At 46.4% G+C, this 17,667-nt stretch carries 15 protein-coding genes and 1 pseudogene; 4 read left to right on the top strand and 12 right to left on the bottom strand.

What is annotated here, in order from left to right:
• Positions 1-40 precede the first annotated feature (40 nt).
• The 5 genes and pseudogenes from QUA62_RS24230 to QUA62_RS24205 all read right to left on the bottom strand — a co-directional run bounded on the left by QUA62_RS24230 (position 41) and on the right by QUA62_RS24205 (position 4,262).
• Positions 41-865 (bottom strand): VCBS repeat-containing protein, encoded by an 825-nt coding sequence (locus QUA62_RS24230; protein WP_333407301.1) that lies wholly within the window; start codon positions 863-865, stop codon positions 41-43.
• A gap of 69 nt (positions 866-934) precedes the next feature.
• On the bottom strand, positions 935-1,432 hold the full coding sequence (locus QUA62_RS24225; protein WP_333407300.1) for a hypothetical protein: 498 nt from the start codon (positions 1,430-1,432) through the stop codon (positions 935-937).
• A gap of 144 nt (positions 1,433-1,576) precedes the next feature.
• Positions 1,577-2,144: pseudogene (locus QUA62_RS29510) on the bottom strand (DUF7948 domain-containing protein).
• Between the two features lie 419 nt (positions 2,145-2,563).
• Positions 2,564-3,460 (bottom strand): helix-turn-helix transcriptional regulator, encoded by an 897-nt coding sequence (locus QUA62_RS24210; protein WP_333407297.1) that lies wholly within the window; start codon positions 3,458-3,460, stop codon positions 2,564-2,566.
• A 301-nt stretch (positions 3,461-3,761) separates the two neighbouring features.
• Complete coding sequence (locus tag QUA62_RS24205) at positions 3,762-4,262, bottom strand: hypothetical protein (protein WP_333407296.1); 501 nt, start codon at positions 4,260-4,262, stop codon at positions 3,762-3,764.
• 996 nt (positions 4,263-5,258) lie between these two features.
• On the opposite strand from QUA62_RS24205, the gene QUA62_RS24200 reads away from it, so the two are divergent.
• On the top strand, positions 5,259-7,010 hold the full coding sequence (locus tag QUA62_RS24200) for a site-specific integrase (protein ID WP_333407295.1): 1,752 nt from the start codon (positions 5,259-5,261) through the stop codon (positions 7,008-7,010).
• Positions 7,011-7,446: 436 nt separating this feature from the next.
• Here the strand turns inward: QUA62_RS24200 and QUA62_RS24195 are convergent, their stop codons facing one another.
• Positions 7,447-10,356, bottom strand: coding sequence for an AAA family ATPase (locus tag QUA62_RS24195; RefSeq protein WP_333407294.1), 2,910 nt, complete (start codon positions 10,354-10,356; stop codon positions 7,447-7,449).
• A gap of 278 nt (positions 10,357-10,634) precedes the next feature.
• The gene (locus QUA62_RS24190; protein ID WP_333407293.1) at positions 10,635-10,865 is read right to left on the bottom strand and encodes a hypothetical protein; all 231 of its coding nucleotides are present in this window, start codon (positions 10,863-10,865) and stop codon (positions 10,635-10,637) included.
• A 365-nt stretch (positions 10,866-11,230) separates the two neighbouring features.
• On the opposite strand from QUA62_RS24190, the gene QUA62_RS24185 reads away from it, so the two are divergent.
• On the top strand, positions 11,231-12,049 hold the full coding sequence (locus tag QUA62_RS24185) for a ParM/StbA family protein (protein ID WP_333407292.1): 819 nt from the start codon (positions 11,231-11,233) through the stop codon (positions 12,047-12,049).
• Between the two features lie 34 nt (positions 12,050-12,083).
• Here QUA62_RS24185 and QUA62_RS24180 read toward each other — a convergent pair whose 3' ends face one another.
• The 4 genes from QUA62_RS24180 to QUA62_RS24165 all read right to left on the bottom strand — a co-directional run bounded on the left by QUA62_RS24180 (position 12,084) and on the right by QUA62_RS24165 (position 14,820).
• Positions 12,084-12,488 (bottom strand): hypothetical protein, encoded by a 405-nt coding sequence (locus tag QUA62_RS24180; RefSeq protein WP_333078797.1) that lies wholly within the window; start codon positions 12,486-12,488, stop codon positions 12,084-12,086.
• Positions 12,489-12,573: 85 nt separating this feature from the next.
• Positions 12,574-12,783, bottom strand: coding sequence for a hypothetical protein (locus QUA62_RS24175; protein ID WP_333407291.1), 210 nt, complete (start codon positions 12,781-12,783; stop codon positions 12,574-12,576).
• Positions 12,773-13,507 carry a hypothetical protein gene (locus tag QUA62_RS24170; protein ID WP_333407290.1) on the bottom strand — a complete coding sequence of 245 codons (735 nt, stop codon included), beginning with the start codon at positions 13,505-13,507 and terminating at the stop codon, positions 12,773-12,775. Before QUA62_RS24170 ends, QUA62_RS24175 begins: the two co-directional genes overlap by 11 nt.
• A 737-nt stretch (positions 13,508-14,244) precedes the next feature.
• Entirely contained in the window at positions 14,245-14,820 is a 576-nt protein-coding gene (locus QUA62_RS24165) for a hypothetical protein (RefSeq protein WP_333407289.1), read from the bottom strand.
• A gap of 90 nt (positions 14,821-14,910) precedes the next feature.
• On the opposite strand from QUA62_RS24165, the gene QUA62_RS24160 reads away from it, so the two are divergent.
• Together QUA62_RS24160 and QUA62_RS24155 are read left to right on the top strand one after the other, a co-directional pair.
• Positions 14,911-15,276, top strand: coding sequence for a hypothetical protein (locus tag QUA62_RS24160; RefSeq protein ID WP_333407288.1), 366 nt, complete (start codon positions 14,911-14,913; stop codon positions 15,274-15,276).
• Positions 15,277-15,493: 217 nt separating this feature from the next.
• Positions 15,494-16,387 (top strand): tyrosine-type recombinase/integrase, encoded by an 894-nt coding sequence (locus tag QUA62_RS24155; protein WP_333407287.1) that lies wholly within the window; start codon positions 15,494-15,496, stop codon positions 16,385-16,387.
• Positions 16,388-16,489: 102 nt separating this feature from the next.
• Here the strand turns inward: QUA62_RS24155 and QUA62_RS24150 are convergent, their stop codons facing one another.
• Positions 16,490-17,578, bottom strand: a complete 1,089-nt coding sequence (locus QUA62_RS24150) for a tetratricopeptide repeat protein (RefSeq protein WP_333407286.1) — start codon at positions 17,576-17,578, stop codon at positions 16,490-16,492.
• Positions 17,579-17,667: the final 89 nt, after the last annotated feature.

The following is a 17,667-nucleotide window of genomic DNA, read 5'->3' as shown; positions in this document are numbered from 1 at the left end:
TGCTTACTTAAATGACTTAATTGGTAAGCGAAGAAATACTTTAGTATAAATACTCATCGCAAAAGTGACACGCTCCCGACTTGTTATCACTGTTAAAGTCTCCGACTGTAACAGAAGAGGGACTTGTCCCCACATTAAAATTAGTAGCAGCCCCAAAACTGCCAGTGCCTGTCCCCAACAGGATCGATACGTTGTTTGATCCACTGTTTGCCGTAGCTACGTCTAGCTTACCGTCAGCATTAAAGTCTCCCGCGACGACAGACTGCGGATTTGTCCCCACATTAAAATCACTTTTAAAAGTGTTAGTATAAGTACCCCCAAAACCACCTCCAACTGGTGGTATAAACGGCCCCGGATCGAAGTTAGCAGGAGCCTGAGTAAAGCTGCCTGTACCGTTCCCAAACCGAATCCATACGTTGTTAGATTGACTATTTGCTATAACTAGGTCTAGCTTGCCGTCAGCATCAAAATCTCCCGTAACGACAGACACTGGCTTTGTGTTCGCACCACTAGATAATTTAGTAGGAGTCCCAAAGCTGCCAGTGCCTGTCCCCAACAGAATCGATACGTCATTAGAGACATACGCCGTCTCCCCCGATGATACGCTACTCTGGGGTGCAGCTAGATCCAGGTTGCCGTCGCTGTTAAAGTCTCCTAATGCCAGAGATGCGGGGCTACCCCCAGCGTTAAAGTTAGCAGCAGTGCCAAAGCTGCCAGTGCCTGCGCCCAACAGAATGGAGACGTTGCTAGAGTTGCCGTTGGATGTGGCGATATCTAGCTTGCCGTCTTTGTTAAAGTCTCCGACAACAACGGAATTGGGGTTTGTGCCGGCAGGAAAGTTGGTTGCGGTACTGAATTTAGACATGATTAATTTACCTCTTAATTGACAAGTAATTTTTGATGTTTGAAGCTGTGAAACTGATGCAAATCGCCCCTAAGTTGCTGGCATCAGTATCCCGATGAGACTAAGTACAAACAGGCTGCCTCCCACAGCGATTGTTACTATATTTCCTACCGAAAATCGACTGTTAGGATTGTGGCTTGGTGCTGCTACACAGTTCAATTTATTCACAATCTCTTGAACTGGAAGCAAAACTATTATAGAGAAAAAACTCACTAGCAAGTATGGTTTTGGCAGTCGAACACACTGCAAAAGTCCAATCCAAACAATAGTCAGCATAAATGGACTAAAATTGGGAGCAACACAGTACGATTTAGCCCAAATCTTAATTTCTTTGAGTAAGGGGTAGAAAAAAATACCGCTGAAAAAAGCTCTCCAAAAGGGGCTAATGTCTCTTCCTGTTGCGGCTTTGAATAGCTGCCAGTTTTTATAAAACCAAAAAGTTTGATAGAGTCCGAAAGTTACTAGGGACATCACTAACAACTTAAGCCCAGAAACAGGAAAAAACATGGGTTGTGCATCTTCATTCATATCAAAAACCTCATGGTGGATACACTACTACTCGCTCGGGACTTAGGCACGGGTGGTCAAAAACCGGGTTGTTTCAATAACTAGGGGTTGAGTAGGGTCAAAATCTCCCAAACTAAAATTAACTTGACCGTTTCCTAATAAATTTTAAGCTGCGGGAACATTCACCCACTGTCCGTTGATATCTTGATAAACTATCGGTGCGTTATCAATTAATTGGCCTAGCGGTGTCTCTAATATCAGTGCTCCGTCGTCACGCAAGCGGATGTCGTTAACACCGCTATAGTTCATCTTAATTTGACTCGGCTCGGCAAAAAATGCAACTAAAAACTCGCTCTTAAGTTGTCCTTCTGTTCCTTTGAAAACGCGGTCAATTCCTTGATAGACGTTGTGATAAACAACACCGTTAAAAGTAGGCACATTAGTCTGCCATTGACTAGAATATTCGCCTAAAAGAAAGTTAGTAACTCCCGGAAATGGTAGGATTCGGGTTGCTGTTGGCTAAGCTGCTGCGGACAATTGCAAAAGTTGTGGCTTGGTTTCCCGGTTCATTAGGTGGCTGGAAAGCGACGAAGGCGATTTCGTTGGGAGTAAAAAAGATACTGTGATCGGCACCTTTCACCTGGAACTTCACATTCGGGTCTGTTTGTCCAGTATTTGCAATAAAACTTAAGGAAATTTGACCGTAAGATGCTTGTTGATTTTGAGAGCTCATAGCTGGTACCCCTGGTTTATGTTATGCGAGCAACTCTACAAAATTACGAGCTCTGCTGTATAGTAAATTCTTGCGGAAAATTTGCGAAAAATACAATTTTCTTGCGAAACTTACCTAATTTTATGAATAATTGTAACAACGCTGACGGGTTCGATCAGTAAGTGCGACAGTCCGCCAGGGATTAAAAACCCCTGTCTCATAGCGAAAGTCCTCTCAAAGAGGACTGGTATTGATGATAATTTAATTAAATTTGCCAGTCGGTTTCAACCGACTTTCGCTATGAGACGGGGAATTAATTCCCCGGCAGACTTGCGGGTGAATGCAAAAACTCAAGAATGCCAAAAACTTTGGGTAAGTCCGAGAGTCCGATAGTCCGCCAGGGGTTTTTAACCCCTGCCAGACTGCGGGTGTTACCTTTATTAAAGTTGATCGCGATATTTCTTAGGAGTCAAACCGACGATTTTGCTGAAAGTCTTGCTAAAGTGACTTTGGTCGTGAAACCCAACTTGCTGCGAGATATAGATTATTGATAAATCTTGCCTTTTCAATAACTGTTTGGCTTTTTTTATCCGGCACTGAATTACGTACTGATGGGGCGTAACTCCAATTGATTGTTTAAACAAACGACAGAAATAATAAGGACTCATCTGCACTAAATTAGCAAGTTCACTTAAGTGCAAATCTCTGTGTATGTACTCATTAATGTAATTAATAACTATTTGTAATTTGTGAGGGTCAAAGCCACCTTCAAAATCGCGCATCTTGGTTTTTTGTGCACAATAGCGTTGCAGTATATGAAGTGAAAGCGCGTTTTTCAGTGCATCGACATAGAGAGTACCGTTTAATCCACCTGATTCGAGTTCGGTTTTGAGGGCCCAGGCAATGCCCAAAATCAACAGATCTCTGATTTTCCAGTGTGGTATAATTTCACTAAGGTTTGAATTGGTCGATTCGTAAACTGTATTGTCGAAGTCAGTAGGGTTGATCGCGATCGCCATAAATTCCTGTTCTTCGGCTGCATATGACTGAAAATCAGTACCCGCAGCAGCGATGAACATCTCTCCACTTTGGCACGGTTCGCTACCGTAGCGTTTCCCGTTCACTGCTACTCCCCCGATAGCTGAAGAGAATATTATGCCAATGCTGTGCTGTTGCAGATAGTGTTCGGGAGATTCGTTTGGCGGCTGACGATGATATTCGACATGAATTCCCTCCCAATTTGCGCCGTGACTCGAAAGGATTGAGGTATTCGGCAGAATCGATTTCATTGCGTCTGTCTGGGCAAAATCAAGAATTAATCCTTTCTCTGGGGACATAGCTTGCACCTGGGACAGTTGCTATTATTCTATTGGTCTGAAGTTCTTCCAGTTATACAAAAGATATTTAGGACTTACAATACATATTTTTAGTCTGTTTGTCAAGATTGGGTAATAAAAATTAATGAAATTTGAACCTAGGGCGGTGGAGTTTCATGCTCATACCTAATTACATCGACCACTCTGTATACAAAGGCAAAGCTTCCGCGATTGATTTGAACGTTGTGTGGTTTGACTCTGATGAGCGATCAAACTTCGCCGGTGCTGAACAACCATTATTCAAAGCGAGATCCTTAAAATCTCATATTTTTTCAACCTTCCATCCGGCCTGATTCCCAACTTTGTCGGTTCGGATGAATGCAAAAGCGCCCCGCTTGAATCGCTCGCCGCTGGGCTTAACTCCGATGAGCGCTCTCACTTCGGCTGTCGAGAGAATCCAGCCGGAGGCGATCGCCTGTTCCAACGCTGCGTAATGTTGCAGAGGGTCGCGAGTTGCTCCAATGTGTCGGGCGATCGCCTCGATGAGTTCAAGAAAGTTTTCTCTGTCTTGATTTGTAGCTGTTGTGGTCGCAGGCTCGATCGCTTCTATTTGGAAAATTTCGGTGTGGCTGCTCTCAAAATCCGCTAAGGTGCCACCAGATTTTAGATGCTGATTTAACTTGTCCAGTTTGTCCAGTTGTTCACTGGATATTTTGCCTCGGGCTACCGGTTCGATCAATAAAGCTTTTATGCGATCGTACACAGATTGCTTGCTGCTTAGGTTGTAGCGGTCTTGCAGGCTTGCGATCGGGTAAGTTTCCATATGTCCAGTTTGTCCAGTGAGCGACTGGACAAATTGTAACTCGGATTAGTCCAGTCGCTCACTGGACAATTGACTGGACTAAAAAAAACCTTTTTTATGGGGGGTAGAAACGCCTTGCGAGACGTTTATAGATTACCAACTGAGTAACGCCTGTAATTGCTCAGCGTTTAATCCTTGCAAGCTTTGTAGTTTTTCAGCCATAACAGCCAGAAACTTCTCAAAACTTGGGCAATTTTGACCAGAAGATAAGTCGTTGGGGACTAAAAAACTGGCACAGGTTGGGTATGGGTTTGGTTCCGCTTGCATTCCTATTGACGACTTGCAGGCGCTCGCTCTCAAATCTCAAACCGACGGTCATCACCACTAACTCTTGTCAATTCCGATTCATTAATGCTATCCTGTTTTACAGCAGTCACAACTTTCAGGAATATAACACTTTAGTGTTTTCCAAAAAGTCACCACTGCTATCTGAAACCAGCACTCATATATCTCTCTAAAATTCTGGTAGCATCTTGTTTTGCAGGCGCTTTTTTTCTTAACGCCTCACAACCAAGAATCGGCTTTCCGATTAATCATAATAAAACGACCTATACAGGAGCCCTAACTAGGAGCTCCTTTTTTTTGGCTCGTTTCCAGAGCAGAGCGAAGTGAGAGCTGGTTGGTTGCAAAATCCAATCAACAAGGAGACTTTGAAATAGGCAAAAAAGGTTACAAGAGTCAAAGCAATAATTGAATAAAACACCCTTGGCCGGGGCGGATTACCATCCCGGCTTTTTTGTTTTTTTCGAGATGCAAGCTAACAGAAACTCAAGTCTAAATAGCGTGATAAGTATTCTGACAGTTATTTATCACGTTTGAGCTAGAGCTTGAGGCTGTAAAGGCGTAGTAGCAAGAGTTTCACCGCATTTGTTTGCTTACATCCTAATAAATAAACAGCAAAATGAGTGCCATTCAATTGATGTTAAAGTGTGATAAATACCCCCCAAAGGACTTAAAATGAGCAAACTCATCAATACCGTACCGCAAAGTTGGGCTGAGGTTTACAGCCTCTACGAGCAAGATTTTAAGGCAAAAAATCTTAAGGCTAAAAACCAGGGCTTAGCTCTCCTGCGAACGGCTTTCTTCCGATATACTTTACCTAAGTATAACTTGCCTTTCCCGAAGGGCAAAAAGTTAACCTTAGTTGAGTTGAACGCAGCTTGGCAATTGATGAAACAAATTCCTACCCATGAATTAAAGAATGCTCTGAGTTATCAAGATCAGGTTTTTAGTGCCCTGAAGTGTAAGCTCTCTATCGGTCGAACTTATCGAATGCATTTGACAAAACTTATCTTATGGAGTCAGCAACAATCTTGGTGGAATTGGGCCGTTATTGTTAGCGAGAAAGACAGAGAGAAACGCTGTCCGAAAATGCGGAATACAAGAAGCTTCAGTAAGGACAAACCTCGTGTGACCAAGCGCCTAATCAATCGGGGTTGCCCTAATTTTCAATACACCTTGAAACCTGAAGAGATTTCGCCTGATTTACAGCAGGAGTTCGATCTGTTCTTGAAATTCCAAACTGCTCTGGTTGGGAATCGCAATCGCCAAGATCAGGCTCTGCGCCCTGTTAGTGCAATGGCTCACGTTACAGCCGCGAAGAGGCAGTTAGGTTGGCTCCACCGTTATCAGGGCATCCCGCTTGACGAGTTAAATCTCAAAAAACTGGTGGCTTACAGTGGACTAACTCCTGAAGGCAAGCCAGATGAAGCAGAGATAAAGGCAGTTGTAGAGTTAGTTGACTCTCACTTAGAATGGTTGAGGGAAGCCCGAGGAGTGTCTCCTAATACTGAACTTAAAGCTGTGGAATGTCTGGTAGCTGTGGCGAAATTTCTTTATCATAAAGCATCGAAACAGCGCAGTCGCCACCTTGTTGGTGGCAAGCAGGTCGGGTACAAAGATATTCCCATTATTGAGGAATTGAGGCTGTTGGAAAGCGAGATTATGGTCAGGGTACATCAAAGCCCGCGCTGTTCTGATGAATCGAAGAAATGGCTCGATTGGCCAGTCTTTTTAGCCTGTGGAAGACGGCTGGTAGAGGAATGTGGGGAACGGAGTGCTTGTGGCAAGAAGCGGCCACTGAAGGCGATCGCCCAAAGTTACCAAATGGCTGTAATTTTTATGCTGCTCAGTGTTTTTCCAGACCGCGGTCGCACGCTGACGGAACTAGAGTTGGGCCGCACTCTATTCAAGCGCGATGACAAGTGGTTTGTTGAGCATAATGCCGGGGACTTCAAGACGGGTGATAGTTTTTGCAAGAATGGTCAAAAGCGGGTAATAGAACTGCCAGAGAGCTTATATCCCTTTTTTACGGAATGGCTGGAAAAATGGCGGCCTATTTTCAATCCCAAGCATGGGTATTTTTTTACGAAAGCCAATGGCCATCCTCTCTCGACTAGCGCTTTGAGTAATTACTTCCGTAGCCGGAGCTATCGGTTGACAGGCCAAGTGTTTACACTGCATATGGTGAGGGATTCGATTGTTACTCATCTTAAGTTGTCGGGAGCGCAGGATATTGTGCTGGCGGCTTTGGCGGAGTTGATGGCTCACTCTCAGAAGACTCAGGCTCAAATCTACGATCGGCGTACTCCTTCTCAGAAGGTGGCTCCGGCTTTGCAAGCGTTGCAGTCGCTCTCGGCCGGAATTCTGCCCGAACCAATTGTGGAACCGTTGGTGGTGGTTTCATTTGAGAATGATGCTGAAACTTGATTATTACTGCACTTTTGCAGGTTCGTGAAGTACAAACAAATCGGTTTTAGGGGCAGAACCCCCGTGCCTGCCCCGATTCCGGGTTGTTAAGCTGTACTTCATAAATCAGCGCTTTCCCAGCCTACGACTTGTAACCCTTGCAGCTAAGTCCGAATACTGCAATTTCCCTATTTAGAGCTGAAAACTGTTACAGATTCCTTAGCCTATTCATCTATTTTTGTACAGTGCCTAATTAAATGACATCGAGACAATTTTGTGTCGCTGAGTAAAACCTTCCCTCTTACAGGATTACAGAGAAAGTTTGCGAGCGCGTTCTAGCATTTGACTATCAGCATTGCTTTCGCTAGATTGAGCCAAAAAAGCAAGCCAGATTTAGTTTTGCCTCTTTAACCGCACTAATATGTCTCCACGTCAAATAAAAAGTCACTGTACAACATTACGGCACATCCTTTACGGCTGGTTCTGGTAGCTCTGGCGGGGAGAGGTAAGCTTGTTCATAAAGCTTGCCAATTCGTTTTAGTTCCTCCTTTGAGAGCTGGGCCTTGATTTGAGCTTTGAGTTCTAAATCCTCACCCCACAACGCTGCTACCTCTGCCCAAGTTTGCGCTGCTGTTACTTTTTTGATTAGTGGCGTGATCGGTTCTGGCGGTTCTGGTGGCGTGATCGGTTTGACTTGTGCCACTTCGGGGTTTGCTGTTGTGCCACTTTCGACAACATCAACGCATTTTACCTCCCCCCCCCCATGTGACAGTGGAGAGTTGCTGACTATCGGGTTAATGCTTTTGTCAGAGGGGGTTTCAGCAATTTTATAACTGGCACATTCTAAATTTCTGCTGACTATCTGCTGACTATTCTGCTGACTATTATCAAGCCCATACTGGGTATAGTTTTCAGATACATAGTCAGCATTGGAGGCTGTGAGTGTAGGGGGGGGAGGGGGTAGTGAAATTTCATGTTGAGGCGACACTGTGTCAAGTGTGCCAGTTCGGCCGAAATCCGGCAGAGAGTAGAGGTTATATCGCTTATCGCCGGGGGCTGGTTTGCTGCTTATTAGCCGCTTGCCTTGCATCCTTCCTAGTGCGCTGTAAATGCTGCCTCTTTGCTCCTTCCCAGCCCCCATTAGCTCCATCAATTCCGGGCCGGAAACAGGGCACGGATTCTTCCTCAGCACTCCGAGGATTCTTTCTCCGTAGCTCTGCTGCTGTTGTGCCTCGACTTCATCAATCCCTACTTCGGAAATCAAATCAAACGAATTATTTTCGGGGTTGAATTCGATGTTTAGGCTCAATCCTTCAGAGTCGCGGGAGGTAGCGGTGAAAATGCGCTTAGGGCATTTGGGGTCGGCAATCATTTTCTTCTTATTGTTCGGGTCGGGCTTGGGGATTCTTTCTAAGTCCCAGACCCCCCAACAAGCGCCGACAATTGCTGTACTTCCCCGCGCCTTAGCCACTCCGACAGCTTCGTTAGATTTACTGGCGTGATGAATTAGTACACCGCTTGCGCGATAGCGGCCGAGCATATCATTTAAGGCAATGATATTGTCTGCAAATTCGGCAGAGTTTTCGCTGATTTCCTTGCCTGCGGTGATTTTCTTAAGGGAATCAATCACTACCAAATCAGGCCGAAAATCTTCTAATTCCTTTTCTAGCACCGACATCTGATCAATATTCCAGCGCGGTATGATGCGGATATTTTTGCCGTCTTGCGATCGGAAGCCACGTTTTAGCATCTCGTGCTTTAGGGATTGTTTGGAAGCGTCGGGAGAAATTAGCAGCACCTTGCCCTGCCGGACTTCTCTCCCTAAAAACTGACTTTCTCCGGTAGCCACACAGAAAGCTAAATCCACGGCTGCCTTGCTTTTACCTACCTTCGGCAAAGCAACAAACAGTACAGTCTCACCAACTGGCAGAAGCTCTTGCACAGTCCATTCAAGGGCTTCGCTTTCTGAAGCAAGCAAATCATCAAAGCTAAGTACCTGAACCTCAGCAGTTTGCGTGCGGCTCTTCATCGCCGACATAGCTTCCTTGATTGTCCCCGCACTCATGCTGTACCTAGGGGCCATTAGCGCAATTTGTCGGCAGCGCTCTACCATGTCCTCCATTTGAAGTAAAGCAAGAAGCTCGAACTTGAATCGGTTTGCATCCCTATCTCGTTTTAGGGGCTTAACGATTTTTTCTTCCCAAGTAAAATTACTCAAACTCGTCTGTTGCCGGACTTCCTCAAGTTTGATGTTGATTGAGATTTCGTCTTCTTCCGAGTTCAAGATTGCTTTTACCATTTCTGCCGCATCCCTCATGGAAAGCTTTTCTTGAGGCGTCGGTTTGTCGATCGGTTCCTCCTCAATATCCTCAGACTCGATCGCCCGCGCTGACTCAGCAACTTGTCTGTGGATTTCCGCTTCTAATCGGCGAATGAACTCTTCAATGTCCATATTTTCCAAAATTTCCTTGATATCCCCTTTATCTGGTATATCAGGATAGATGGCAACTGGGTCAATCACGATGCAGGGGAATTGAATGCGATCACACACTGACTGAATTTGATTGCCTTTTTTGATTCCTGTAGAGTCGTTATCCCGTAGCTTCGCGAGTACGATGTTTTTGCTCGTTGCCCGCAGCGCTTCAACAGCTTTGGCTATTTCGGCATCGTTCCATTTGCATCCCTGTAAGGTTAAGGCTGCAATAGCGTTAAGTCGTGCAAGTTCTACATTGGGTTCGCCTTCAAGCATCAGGACTACAACGGGTTCATCGTCTGGTACGCCCTTCAAAGTCCTGACTACTTCGTCAATCCGGTAAGCAGGCCAAGGCTTATCACCCTTGTTCCATTTGACTTTGCCTTCGTCGTTAATGTGAGACTGGCGGCAGGTTTTATCGCGTCCTTTTGGTTCGTTTGGGTCGAGCCACTCGAATCTGTGGACTTGCTGCGTCTCGCTGTAACTATAGGTGATTAGTACGGCGCTACCAGGTACACCCTCTGGAATGTATGTGGGTTTCTGAGGTTCGGGCCCACGTTGCGGCGCTGGTAGTCTGAGAAGTTTTGAACCCGCCGGAATTGGGGTGGGTTTTGGCTGTTTTTTGTTGGTTTTCGTGGCGATCGGACGCTGGCTGCTGTGTTGATCGCTATTGCCCCCGCGCTCTGCCAGAACTTCAGCCCACGGCTTGATAGCCTCTCGGATAGCTTTGTTCTCGCAGTCAGAGGTAAAGCAGTGGTACTTCCCAGTTTCGGACTCAATCTGTAGGTTACGTCCGTCACACACAGGGCAAACATATTTGTCTTTGCCCTTGCCCGGTGACAGTCGATCCAGGTGGTCGCGGATGTCGAATTTTTTTTGATCAAGTTGGTGCATAATGGAAAAGTATGGAAAAGTGACCGCACCTGTGGTGTGGCAATTCCTAATTTGTTTTCTTTTTCCGCCTAAAGAACTGGGAAAACAAAATTAGGATGTACTTTTTACTTAATTGAGTAGTAGCTCAAGAACAAGAAACGACAAACTTCTGACGCTCATGGCTTTAGGAGTTTTTTTTTTTTGCTTTTTCTACTACTTGAACAATAGCAAATTGATCAGAATATTGATTGAAATTTTTCAAAATTCCCAGTTGCTACCCGAATTCAAATCGATTAATCCTAGATTGTGGTAGGCGATTCTTGGTAGCCGCGGTTGTCCACAGTCAGCCGATCGCCCCCGTCGCCACATTCCTGACGGGCGATCGACTCATCTCCCCTTGCTCTTGCCCCTTCCCCGTCTAGTCGCCGTTGTTGGTTTTGCCGCTGCGGTTGGTTCCGCTGGCTGCGTGTCTGTGGGGCGATCGGGTAGAGCGATCGGCTGATTAGCCTCAGTAGAATTTTTACTCTCAATCCAAAAACTTAAAGCTTGCTCTAGAGCATCACTCTGGGTAAGTCGTTCAGTCATGCAAAAAATGCGGAATTTCAAAGCTATGTCCTTATGGACGTATCCGCTTACCTGTTCGTAATCTGGGTCATTGCGCTTTGTCGCCATCAAATCATACTCATATCTACTTGAAATCATTATTTCACGTCCTCCTGAATTCTGCTGTGCATGAATCTATCCTGATTGCATGAAATCCTGCTATCAGACATTCATGAACGCAACAGAGCCAATACAGGACGTAAAACGGTTTGCCGTACCAGCCCATCGCGGTTGTCCAAAACTGGCTCTAAAAGCGCCTCAAGCCTATGCCACACAAGGGAAAAACTGAACCATGACAACTACATATAGACCCGCCACTTATGGCGAAATTCAGCCGCACCGCGCCGTAGTGCGGACACAACTGGCAATCGACCCAGGCAATCGTTTTACAAAATGGATCGACTGTCAGACAGTGCGGTCAATCCCGTCTTACGTTAAAGAACTTGCCGACTGGGAAGAGGGGGGAACTGATGCCCACAGTTACGAAATCGAATTTTCTGGCCGCCGTTATTTGGTAGGCAGACTCGCGCAACTAATGGGCGGGTTGCCAGCGTTCGAGGGCGGTAAAGCAGAGTTGGCACACTTGCTGATTCTCCCGGCGCTTGCCAGCGACAGCCCACAACGTATCGAACGGCTCGTCATCCCGACGCCAGATTCTCGCAATCAAGCGACGATCGCCAAACTCAAAGAGTTGGAAACCACGATCGAATTCTCTGTCAACGGTCATGAATGCTTGTCAACAGTTCGCTCAGTTTCTGCGGTTGACGAGTGCCGTGGGGCTTACGATTTGGCTCTCGCTCGTCAGATGTGGCGCTACCCCGGTAATCCGAACGGAATACTCGACATTGGGGGAGGAACGGCAATCGCCCGTCTCTTTGCCCCTGGCGGTGCATTGTTGCGGGATGCGGATATCGTTCTCCCTGGGACATCGCACCTGGCTCAAAGGTTAGCGGCCGCCATCCTTCCCAAAGTGGACAACACAGCCGACGCGGGAATGTTGATGGATGCGATCGCCTTTGGTGACTTCCGGTACGGTTCAACTGAGATTGATTTCTCTGGCGAGTTCGTAGCAGTTCGAGATAGTTGGACAGCGATCGACCCCTGCATATAACGGAATTATCCGCATTGTCAGTTTTATACAAACTTTACAAATTTCCCCTATCGCTTCTGCCGAGTACAGCGTCGTAGGGGCGTGGACTCGGCCCGCCACGAGCGGCAAGAATCTTTTGCAGAGTGGGACTGATAACCAACTCTGCAGGCGACACCTCTAGCCACTTGCAAATAGCCAAAAAATCCTCAAAGTGGATATAAGCTAGTAAAGGTCGATTCTCGATGTGGGCTGTTTCCGCCCTGTAAATGGCGACAAGAGATACTCCAATCTCTCTTTTTACATCCTTGTAAGCACGTCTTCCCCGCTTCTCACTGACTAACCTCCCCAACCTCTTCGCATCAAAATCACTTGGATTGAGATAGGGGTACTGTGACTCATAGCTTGTGCCTCCGAGTACAGCGTCATAGGGGCGGGGCTGTGGTTGTCGCTGTTCGTTCATTTTTCTGTTTTTTAGATCTAGTAAAGCCCCGAAGTGAACCGGGGCGGTAGCTTCCTAATTTCCTGGGATGTAGCTCAGGACTCTTCTATTCTCCCCGCTCTTCCCGCTGCATTTCAGCATAGTTTCGCATCTCTTCCCGCTCCTCTCCTTCGAGGTCGGTGATGTTCTCAAAAGTGTGATTGCAGGCGGAACACCGATAATTGGTAAATTCCTCCAACGTTTCACGGTGGCTTACGGAAACCACGGTCAGCTCGGTGCTGCCACAGTTCGGGCATTCAATCGGTTCATCCTTCATTGCCGTCTCCCTCAATAATTTCTAAAATTTTCTCAATATCGGAGAGCGATGCGGTGGATTTTTTGCGTTTAGATTTCAATTGATTGAGCAAGTCCGCTGGCTCCGGAAGCTCGATCACTGTTGCTGGACTTTGTTTGGGTTCTGCGAGTTTAGCTTCAAGCTTCTCCCGCTCTGCACGTTCTTCTCTAAGGCGGGATTGCAATAATTCCACCACCTTGCGCTGATTATCGATCGTTGCAGAACTAGATTCTAAAAGTTGGTCGTAGTCCTGGTGATTCTCTGTCGGCATCAACTCTAATTGCTGCCTGAGCCGTTCGTCATCGGTGCGATCTGTTAGACAGGAGGCTAACTCCCCCAGTAGTTCAGTCCTCAATTCTGCTTTCGCTCGCTCGATTGCCTCTGCCTGCGATACTTTAATGTCAGCTAGCTCTGCCAGAATTGGTTCAGTTTTTTGGGTAAGCATTTCTGTAATACGCGGGTCTAACAGGCTGTTAGACAAGTTTAGTCTTACGTCAGAGGCTTGTCGTCCTACGTTAGAGAGTGTGGGTAAGACAACAGAGCCATCGGACAGCGCCTCGATATTTAGCCACAAAACTTCCATCAAAATTTTAGAGCGATCGTACCCGTGCGGAGTTTTTGCGGGATAGCGTTCTCTGCCTAGGTTGTCGATTGCTTCCAGTAAATCCGTGTCACAGCGGAAGGTAACGGACTTCTTTTCTGTCATACATTTTACCAATGTCTTATAGTGTCTCAATCGTAAGACACTACTTGATTCTTGGTAACACGTATAAGCACAAAATAGTCTTCGCTTATTTTTATTCGTCTTACTGGTGTCTGATAAGTGTGTCTTACTACCTTAAGGTGTGTCTTACTGCTTTAAGCTGTGTCTTACATAGCGCTATTTGTAAGATATTTAAGTAAAACAAGCCCAGACGCCACATTATAGCGAACCTAGAAAAATGAATAACTTCGATACTACCCTTATAGAAACGGCGCTGCTAGCTAGCGAATTACTCATGTTAAGGGTGTATGACTTCTAACTTCACACCGTCCTACACTTGCTGGAAAATTGTCTTAGTTATGTCTTACAATTTAGTCTTACTAGCTCTTGAATAATGTATTACAGGCTAGCAATTTGTAATACAACTACGTAAGACAAGGCACCAGGCTTACCACAAAACTAATGCCCTAGCGAATCGCTGTCCAACGCATAGTATCTCATGTGCCTGCCTGGAACGAAGATCGATCGCTCCATCGCTCGAAATTGGGCGTTGCTGATTTATAGTATGAACGACTCCATCTGCAAAAATGAAGCAAGCGCGTCAGAACATCTTCGGAATTCCCAACTTATCTATTTTCATACTGTGATTCAGCAACATCGGTTTATCTAGTACATAAGCTAGACAAATCTACTAGCGCAAAAACATCAGGAATGCTAGACAAAAATATGGGATTTTACCCCTAATGTGGACTTGCCCAGCTCCAGGTTGGATTACCATCTTTTACATCTTGTTTGACAATTGCAGGCATTAAATCTCTACCAGCAGTCAGACCTGTCATATCCAAAATGAGATAGGCGTTCTCATGGATAAAGCGCATTCGTAGATATGAATGACCGTTAAAAGGTCTGTCACCAATTTTGGTAATTCTGGCAGTTGCTTGGCAATTATGATATTTGGCTTGCAGTTTTGCCACCCAAGTTACGCTAAATTCATCGCTGTTCTCAATCTTAAATGGGCCGGCTAACCAACCTAGGGAAGCTGATCCCTCGCTCGTAGCGCCACCTTCGTTACGGTGTGATGTTTCAGTCACATAAAACTCGGTGGGACAATTCTGGCGCGATATGTAGGCGAATTCTCTCGTATCGAGATGATAAACGCGGAATGTGAGACGAATGGGGATGACTTGACGGGGATTTGCCAATAGAGACAATTGGGTGATAACTAAAATCCCCATACATAAAGACAGTTGCTTCAGAATTTGCCTGAAATACTTAACTTTAAAGCTTTTCATATTATTTTTTAATCGTGCTTGCACCCAGTTTTCCTTTTATCCTGATTCAGGTTTGCCAACCCCAGAAAAACCGCTGCCGCCTTGAGCGGTGGCTAGCCCCAGAGGACTTAACCAATGAATTTAGCACAGACCGCAACCCGCCACCAATTCCAAGCAAGACTAGACGAGCTACACGAAATCTCGATCGCGCTTTACGCAGAAGTTATCGCCGTGATGCAGCGGATTGAAGAGATTGCGATCGAACGCGAACAAGTGTACCGGGAATGGGAGACGAGCTGGAATGAACCCGCACCCGCAGTTACCCCCGCAGTCAAGACGATCGCCACCAAGAAACTAATGCTGTCGATCGTCGTGGTCAAGCGCATAACCTTTGATGTGCCTACCTGTAACTTCGATCCGGGCGAACTCGAAATTGCAGGTGAGCGAGCGTCTGGCGATCGGCGCCTTCTGCATTCCCCCGGTGGTAACGCGAGATGGTGACGGGTACAAAGTTGTCAGCGGCCCGAAAGTTAAATCCGAAAGCCGGCGAAACAATATCGGCGATCGTACTTGAACCTGAAAATCAGTCGGCGGTGCTGGCTCAACTTGGGATATTGAAACTGAGAGCGGCTAGACACCGGAGCCCCATCGAGGCCCTTGGATGGGGCCATTTAAAATCGAGGAATATGACATAACAGCGCTAATGTAATATTCAGTCATGCCCAAAATGACCCTTGCAGTTTCAAATCCACCCGCCCCCCAAGTCATTGCTCCCGGTACTGCCACCGACCAACTTATTGATTTGTGGGTTCACGGCAAGTCTAAAGACACGGCGGCTCTCTACCGTCGTGTCGCCAATTTGTTGCTAACTACCATTGATAAACCCCTTCAGTGGCTGACTCTCCAAGATTTTCAAAGTTTTGCTGATACGTTGGAAGGAAAGGATTTGTCTCCTTCCTCCCGTCGCACCTATATAAGCGTTGTGAAATCTTTACTCTCTTTTGCTCACCGCACCGGGCTTATCCCGGTTAACGCTGCTGCTGCCCTGACTACGCCGAAGCCGAAGGATACACTCTCACAGAAAATCCTCTCTGAACTCGAAGTGATGATGATGATTGCTCTGGAACCGTGCGATCGCAACAAACTAATTCTAAAAACTTTCTATTACGCCGGCCTCCGGGTTTCGGAGTTGTGCGGCTTGAACTGGGAGGACTTGACCCCCAATGGTGAAAGCGGTCAACTTCTGATTTATGGCAAGGGCGGCAAAACCCGCGTCGTTTTGTTGCCTGCGTCTCTGTACCGGGAAATTCTGAACAGTCGATCGGACGCTGGGAATTCTGAACCCATTTTCAGGAGTCGAAAAACAACCAATGGTGGCCGGTTGCACAGGGTTTCGGCGACGCACTTGGTTAAGGAAGCGGCAAAACGCGCGGGCATCTCTGAGAAGACTAGCGCCCACTGGCTGCGACATTGCCACGCGAGCCATGCGCTGAATCGGGGAGCACCCATCCACTTGCTCAGTCAAACTTTGGGTCATGCGTCGGTTGCCACAACCTCGAAATACTTACACGCTAAGCCTAATGATTCTAGCGGTCTGTATCTGGCAACTTAGACGGGCGATCGGTGCGATGAATATCAGTTACTAGATTCTGTGTAGTATTTGCTCGATTCTTAAATGCTGATTTTGCTGTGGGGTTGCTGTTTCTTATCAGTGCTATGGGTTGCTAGCACGTTTCCTGGCTTCGGATGCTTTGACATCATAACCGGAGTTAGGATTAGCTTGGTGCAGTTGCATTAACAGATCGATGTAGAACTTGTAATAATTTTGTAGTTGGGACAAGTGTGAGGTGTGGAGTTCTGGGTTGGTAATTTTGTTGCGGAGATTTTCGATGATTTTGAGAGAGGATTCAATGTCGTTGAGGGCTTCGGTAAGATTGTTTTGGTGGCGTTTGACAGAAGCTATATTGTAAAGGGTGACAGCTTCCCCACCGCGATCGCCTACTGCGCGTGTCAGGGGAAGCGACTGGCTGTAATACTCTAGCGCTTTTTGGTTTTCTCCCAATTCTGAGTAGACCAAGCCAATGTTGTTGAGGGTGGTAGCTTCCTCGCCGCGATCGCCTACTGCTCGAAATAGGGGAAGCGACTGGCTGTAATACTCTAGCGCTTTCTGTTTTTCTCCCAATTTTGAGTACACCAAGCCGGCGTTGTTGAGGGTAAGAGCTTCCCCACTGCGATTGCCTATTGCTCGAAATAGGGGAAGCGACTGGCTGTAATACTCTAGCGCTTTCTGGTTTTCTCCCAATTCTAAGTAAGCACCGCCAATGTTGTAAAGGGTGGTAGCTTCCCCGCCACGATCGCCTACTGCTCGAAATAGGGGAAGCGACTGGCTGTAATACTCTAGCGCTTTCTGGTTTTCTCCCAAATCATTGTAAACCTTACCAATACCAAGGAGGCTAAGTGGTTCCCTTCTCTTATCGCCTGCTTGCCGATATAGCTTTAAGGCTTCTTCTAACTTGACGAGCGCACTTCTTTTTGCTTCCACCGTTCCCTGAGTGTAGAGTTGTACTCCTTCTTTATATAGTTTGTCAGCAGCGCCGCTACTGTTACTTTGTGCTGTTTGTACGGTTTTACCAGCAGGCACGGCTGCTGCCACTGGCTGGCTTAACTGAACCGAAAGTGCGATCAACATACCGACGAAAAACCATTGAGCGCGATCGAGCATAGCCACCCCTTTTGTATTTTTTTCAATCTTAGTTACTAGCCGACTTACTGTAAAGGCAGGAAGAAGTAAGGTCGATTGCACCTTGGCGCAACCAGCAAGTATTCAATGTAGCGACAAGGGTTGGGGTTGTCTGTCAGAAAATTAAAGTTTTCTGATGTAACTGCATAATC

Origin of the sequence: Microcoleus sp. MON1_C1 (genome assembly GCF_036701945.1) — a bacterium.
Classification (GTDB): Bacteria; Cyanobacteriota; Cyanobacteriia; order Cyanobacteriales; family Microcoleaceae; genus Microcoleus.
The sequence above is the reverse complement of the archived record's forward strand: the minus strand, read 5'-3'. Positions and strand labels throughout refer to the sequence as shown.

Bases quoted from the DNA above. Each gene is read 5' to 3' on its own strand.
- QUA62_RS24205 (WP_333407296.1), bottom strand. From the start codon at position 4,262: ATGGAAACTTACCCGATCGCAAGCCTGCAAGACCGCTACAACCTAAGC.
- QUA62_RS24210 (WP_333407297.1), bottom strand. From the start codon at position 3,460: ATGTCCCCAGAGAAAGGATTAATTCTTGATTTTGCCCAGACAGACGCA.
- QUA62_RS24230 (WP_333407301.1), bottom strand. From the start codon at position 865: ATGTCTAAATTCAGTACCGCAACCAACTTTCCTGCCGGCACAAACCCC.
- QUA62_RS24175 (WP_333407291.1), bottom strand. From the start codon at position 12,783: ATGAAGGATGAACCGATTGAATGCCCGAACTGTGGCAGCACCGAGCTG.
- QUA62_RS24200 (WP_333407295.1), top strand. From the start codon at position 5,259: ATGAGCAAACTCATCAATACCGTACCGCAAAGTTGGGCTGAGGTTTAC.
- QUA62_RS24195 (WP_333407294.1), bottom strand. From the start codon at position 10,356: ATGCACCAACTTGATCAAAAAAAATTCGACATCCGCGACCACCTGGAT.
- QUA62_RS24170 (WP_333407290.1), bottom strand. From the start codon at position 13,507: ATGACAGAAAAGAAGTCCGTTACCTTCCGCTGTGACACGGATTTACTG.
- QUA62_RS24160 (WP_333407288.1), top strand. From the start codon at position 14,911: ATGAATTTAGCACAGACCGCAACCCGCCACCAATTCCAAGCAAGACTA.
- QUA62_RS24180 (WP_333078797.1), bottom strand. From the start codon at position 12,488: ATGAACGAACAGCGACAACCACAGCCCCGCCCCTATGACGCTGTACTC.
- QUA62_RS24155 (WP_333407287.1), top strand. From the start codon at position 15,494: ATGCCCAAAATGACCCTTGCAGTTTCAAATCCACCCGCCCCCCAAGTC.
- QUA62_RS24225 (WP_333407300.1), bottom strand. From the start codon at position 1,432: ATGAATGAAGATGCACAACCCATGTTTTTTCCTGTTTCTGGGCTTAAG.
- QUA62_RS24185 (WP_333407292.1), top strand. From the start codon at position 11,231: ATGACAACTACATATAGACCCGCCACTTATGGCGAAATTCAGCCGCAC.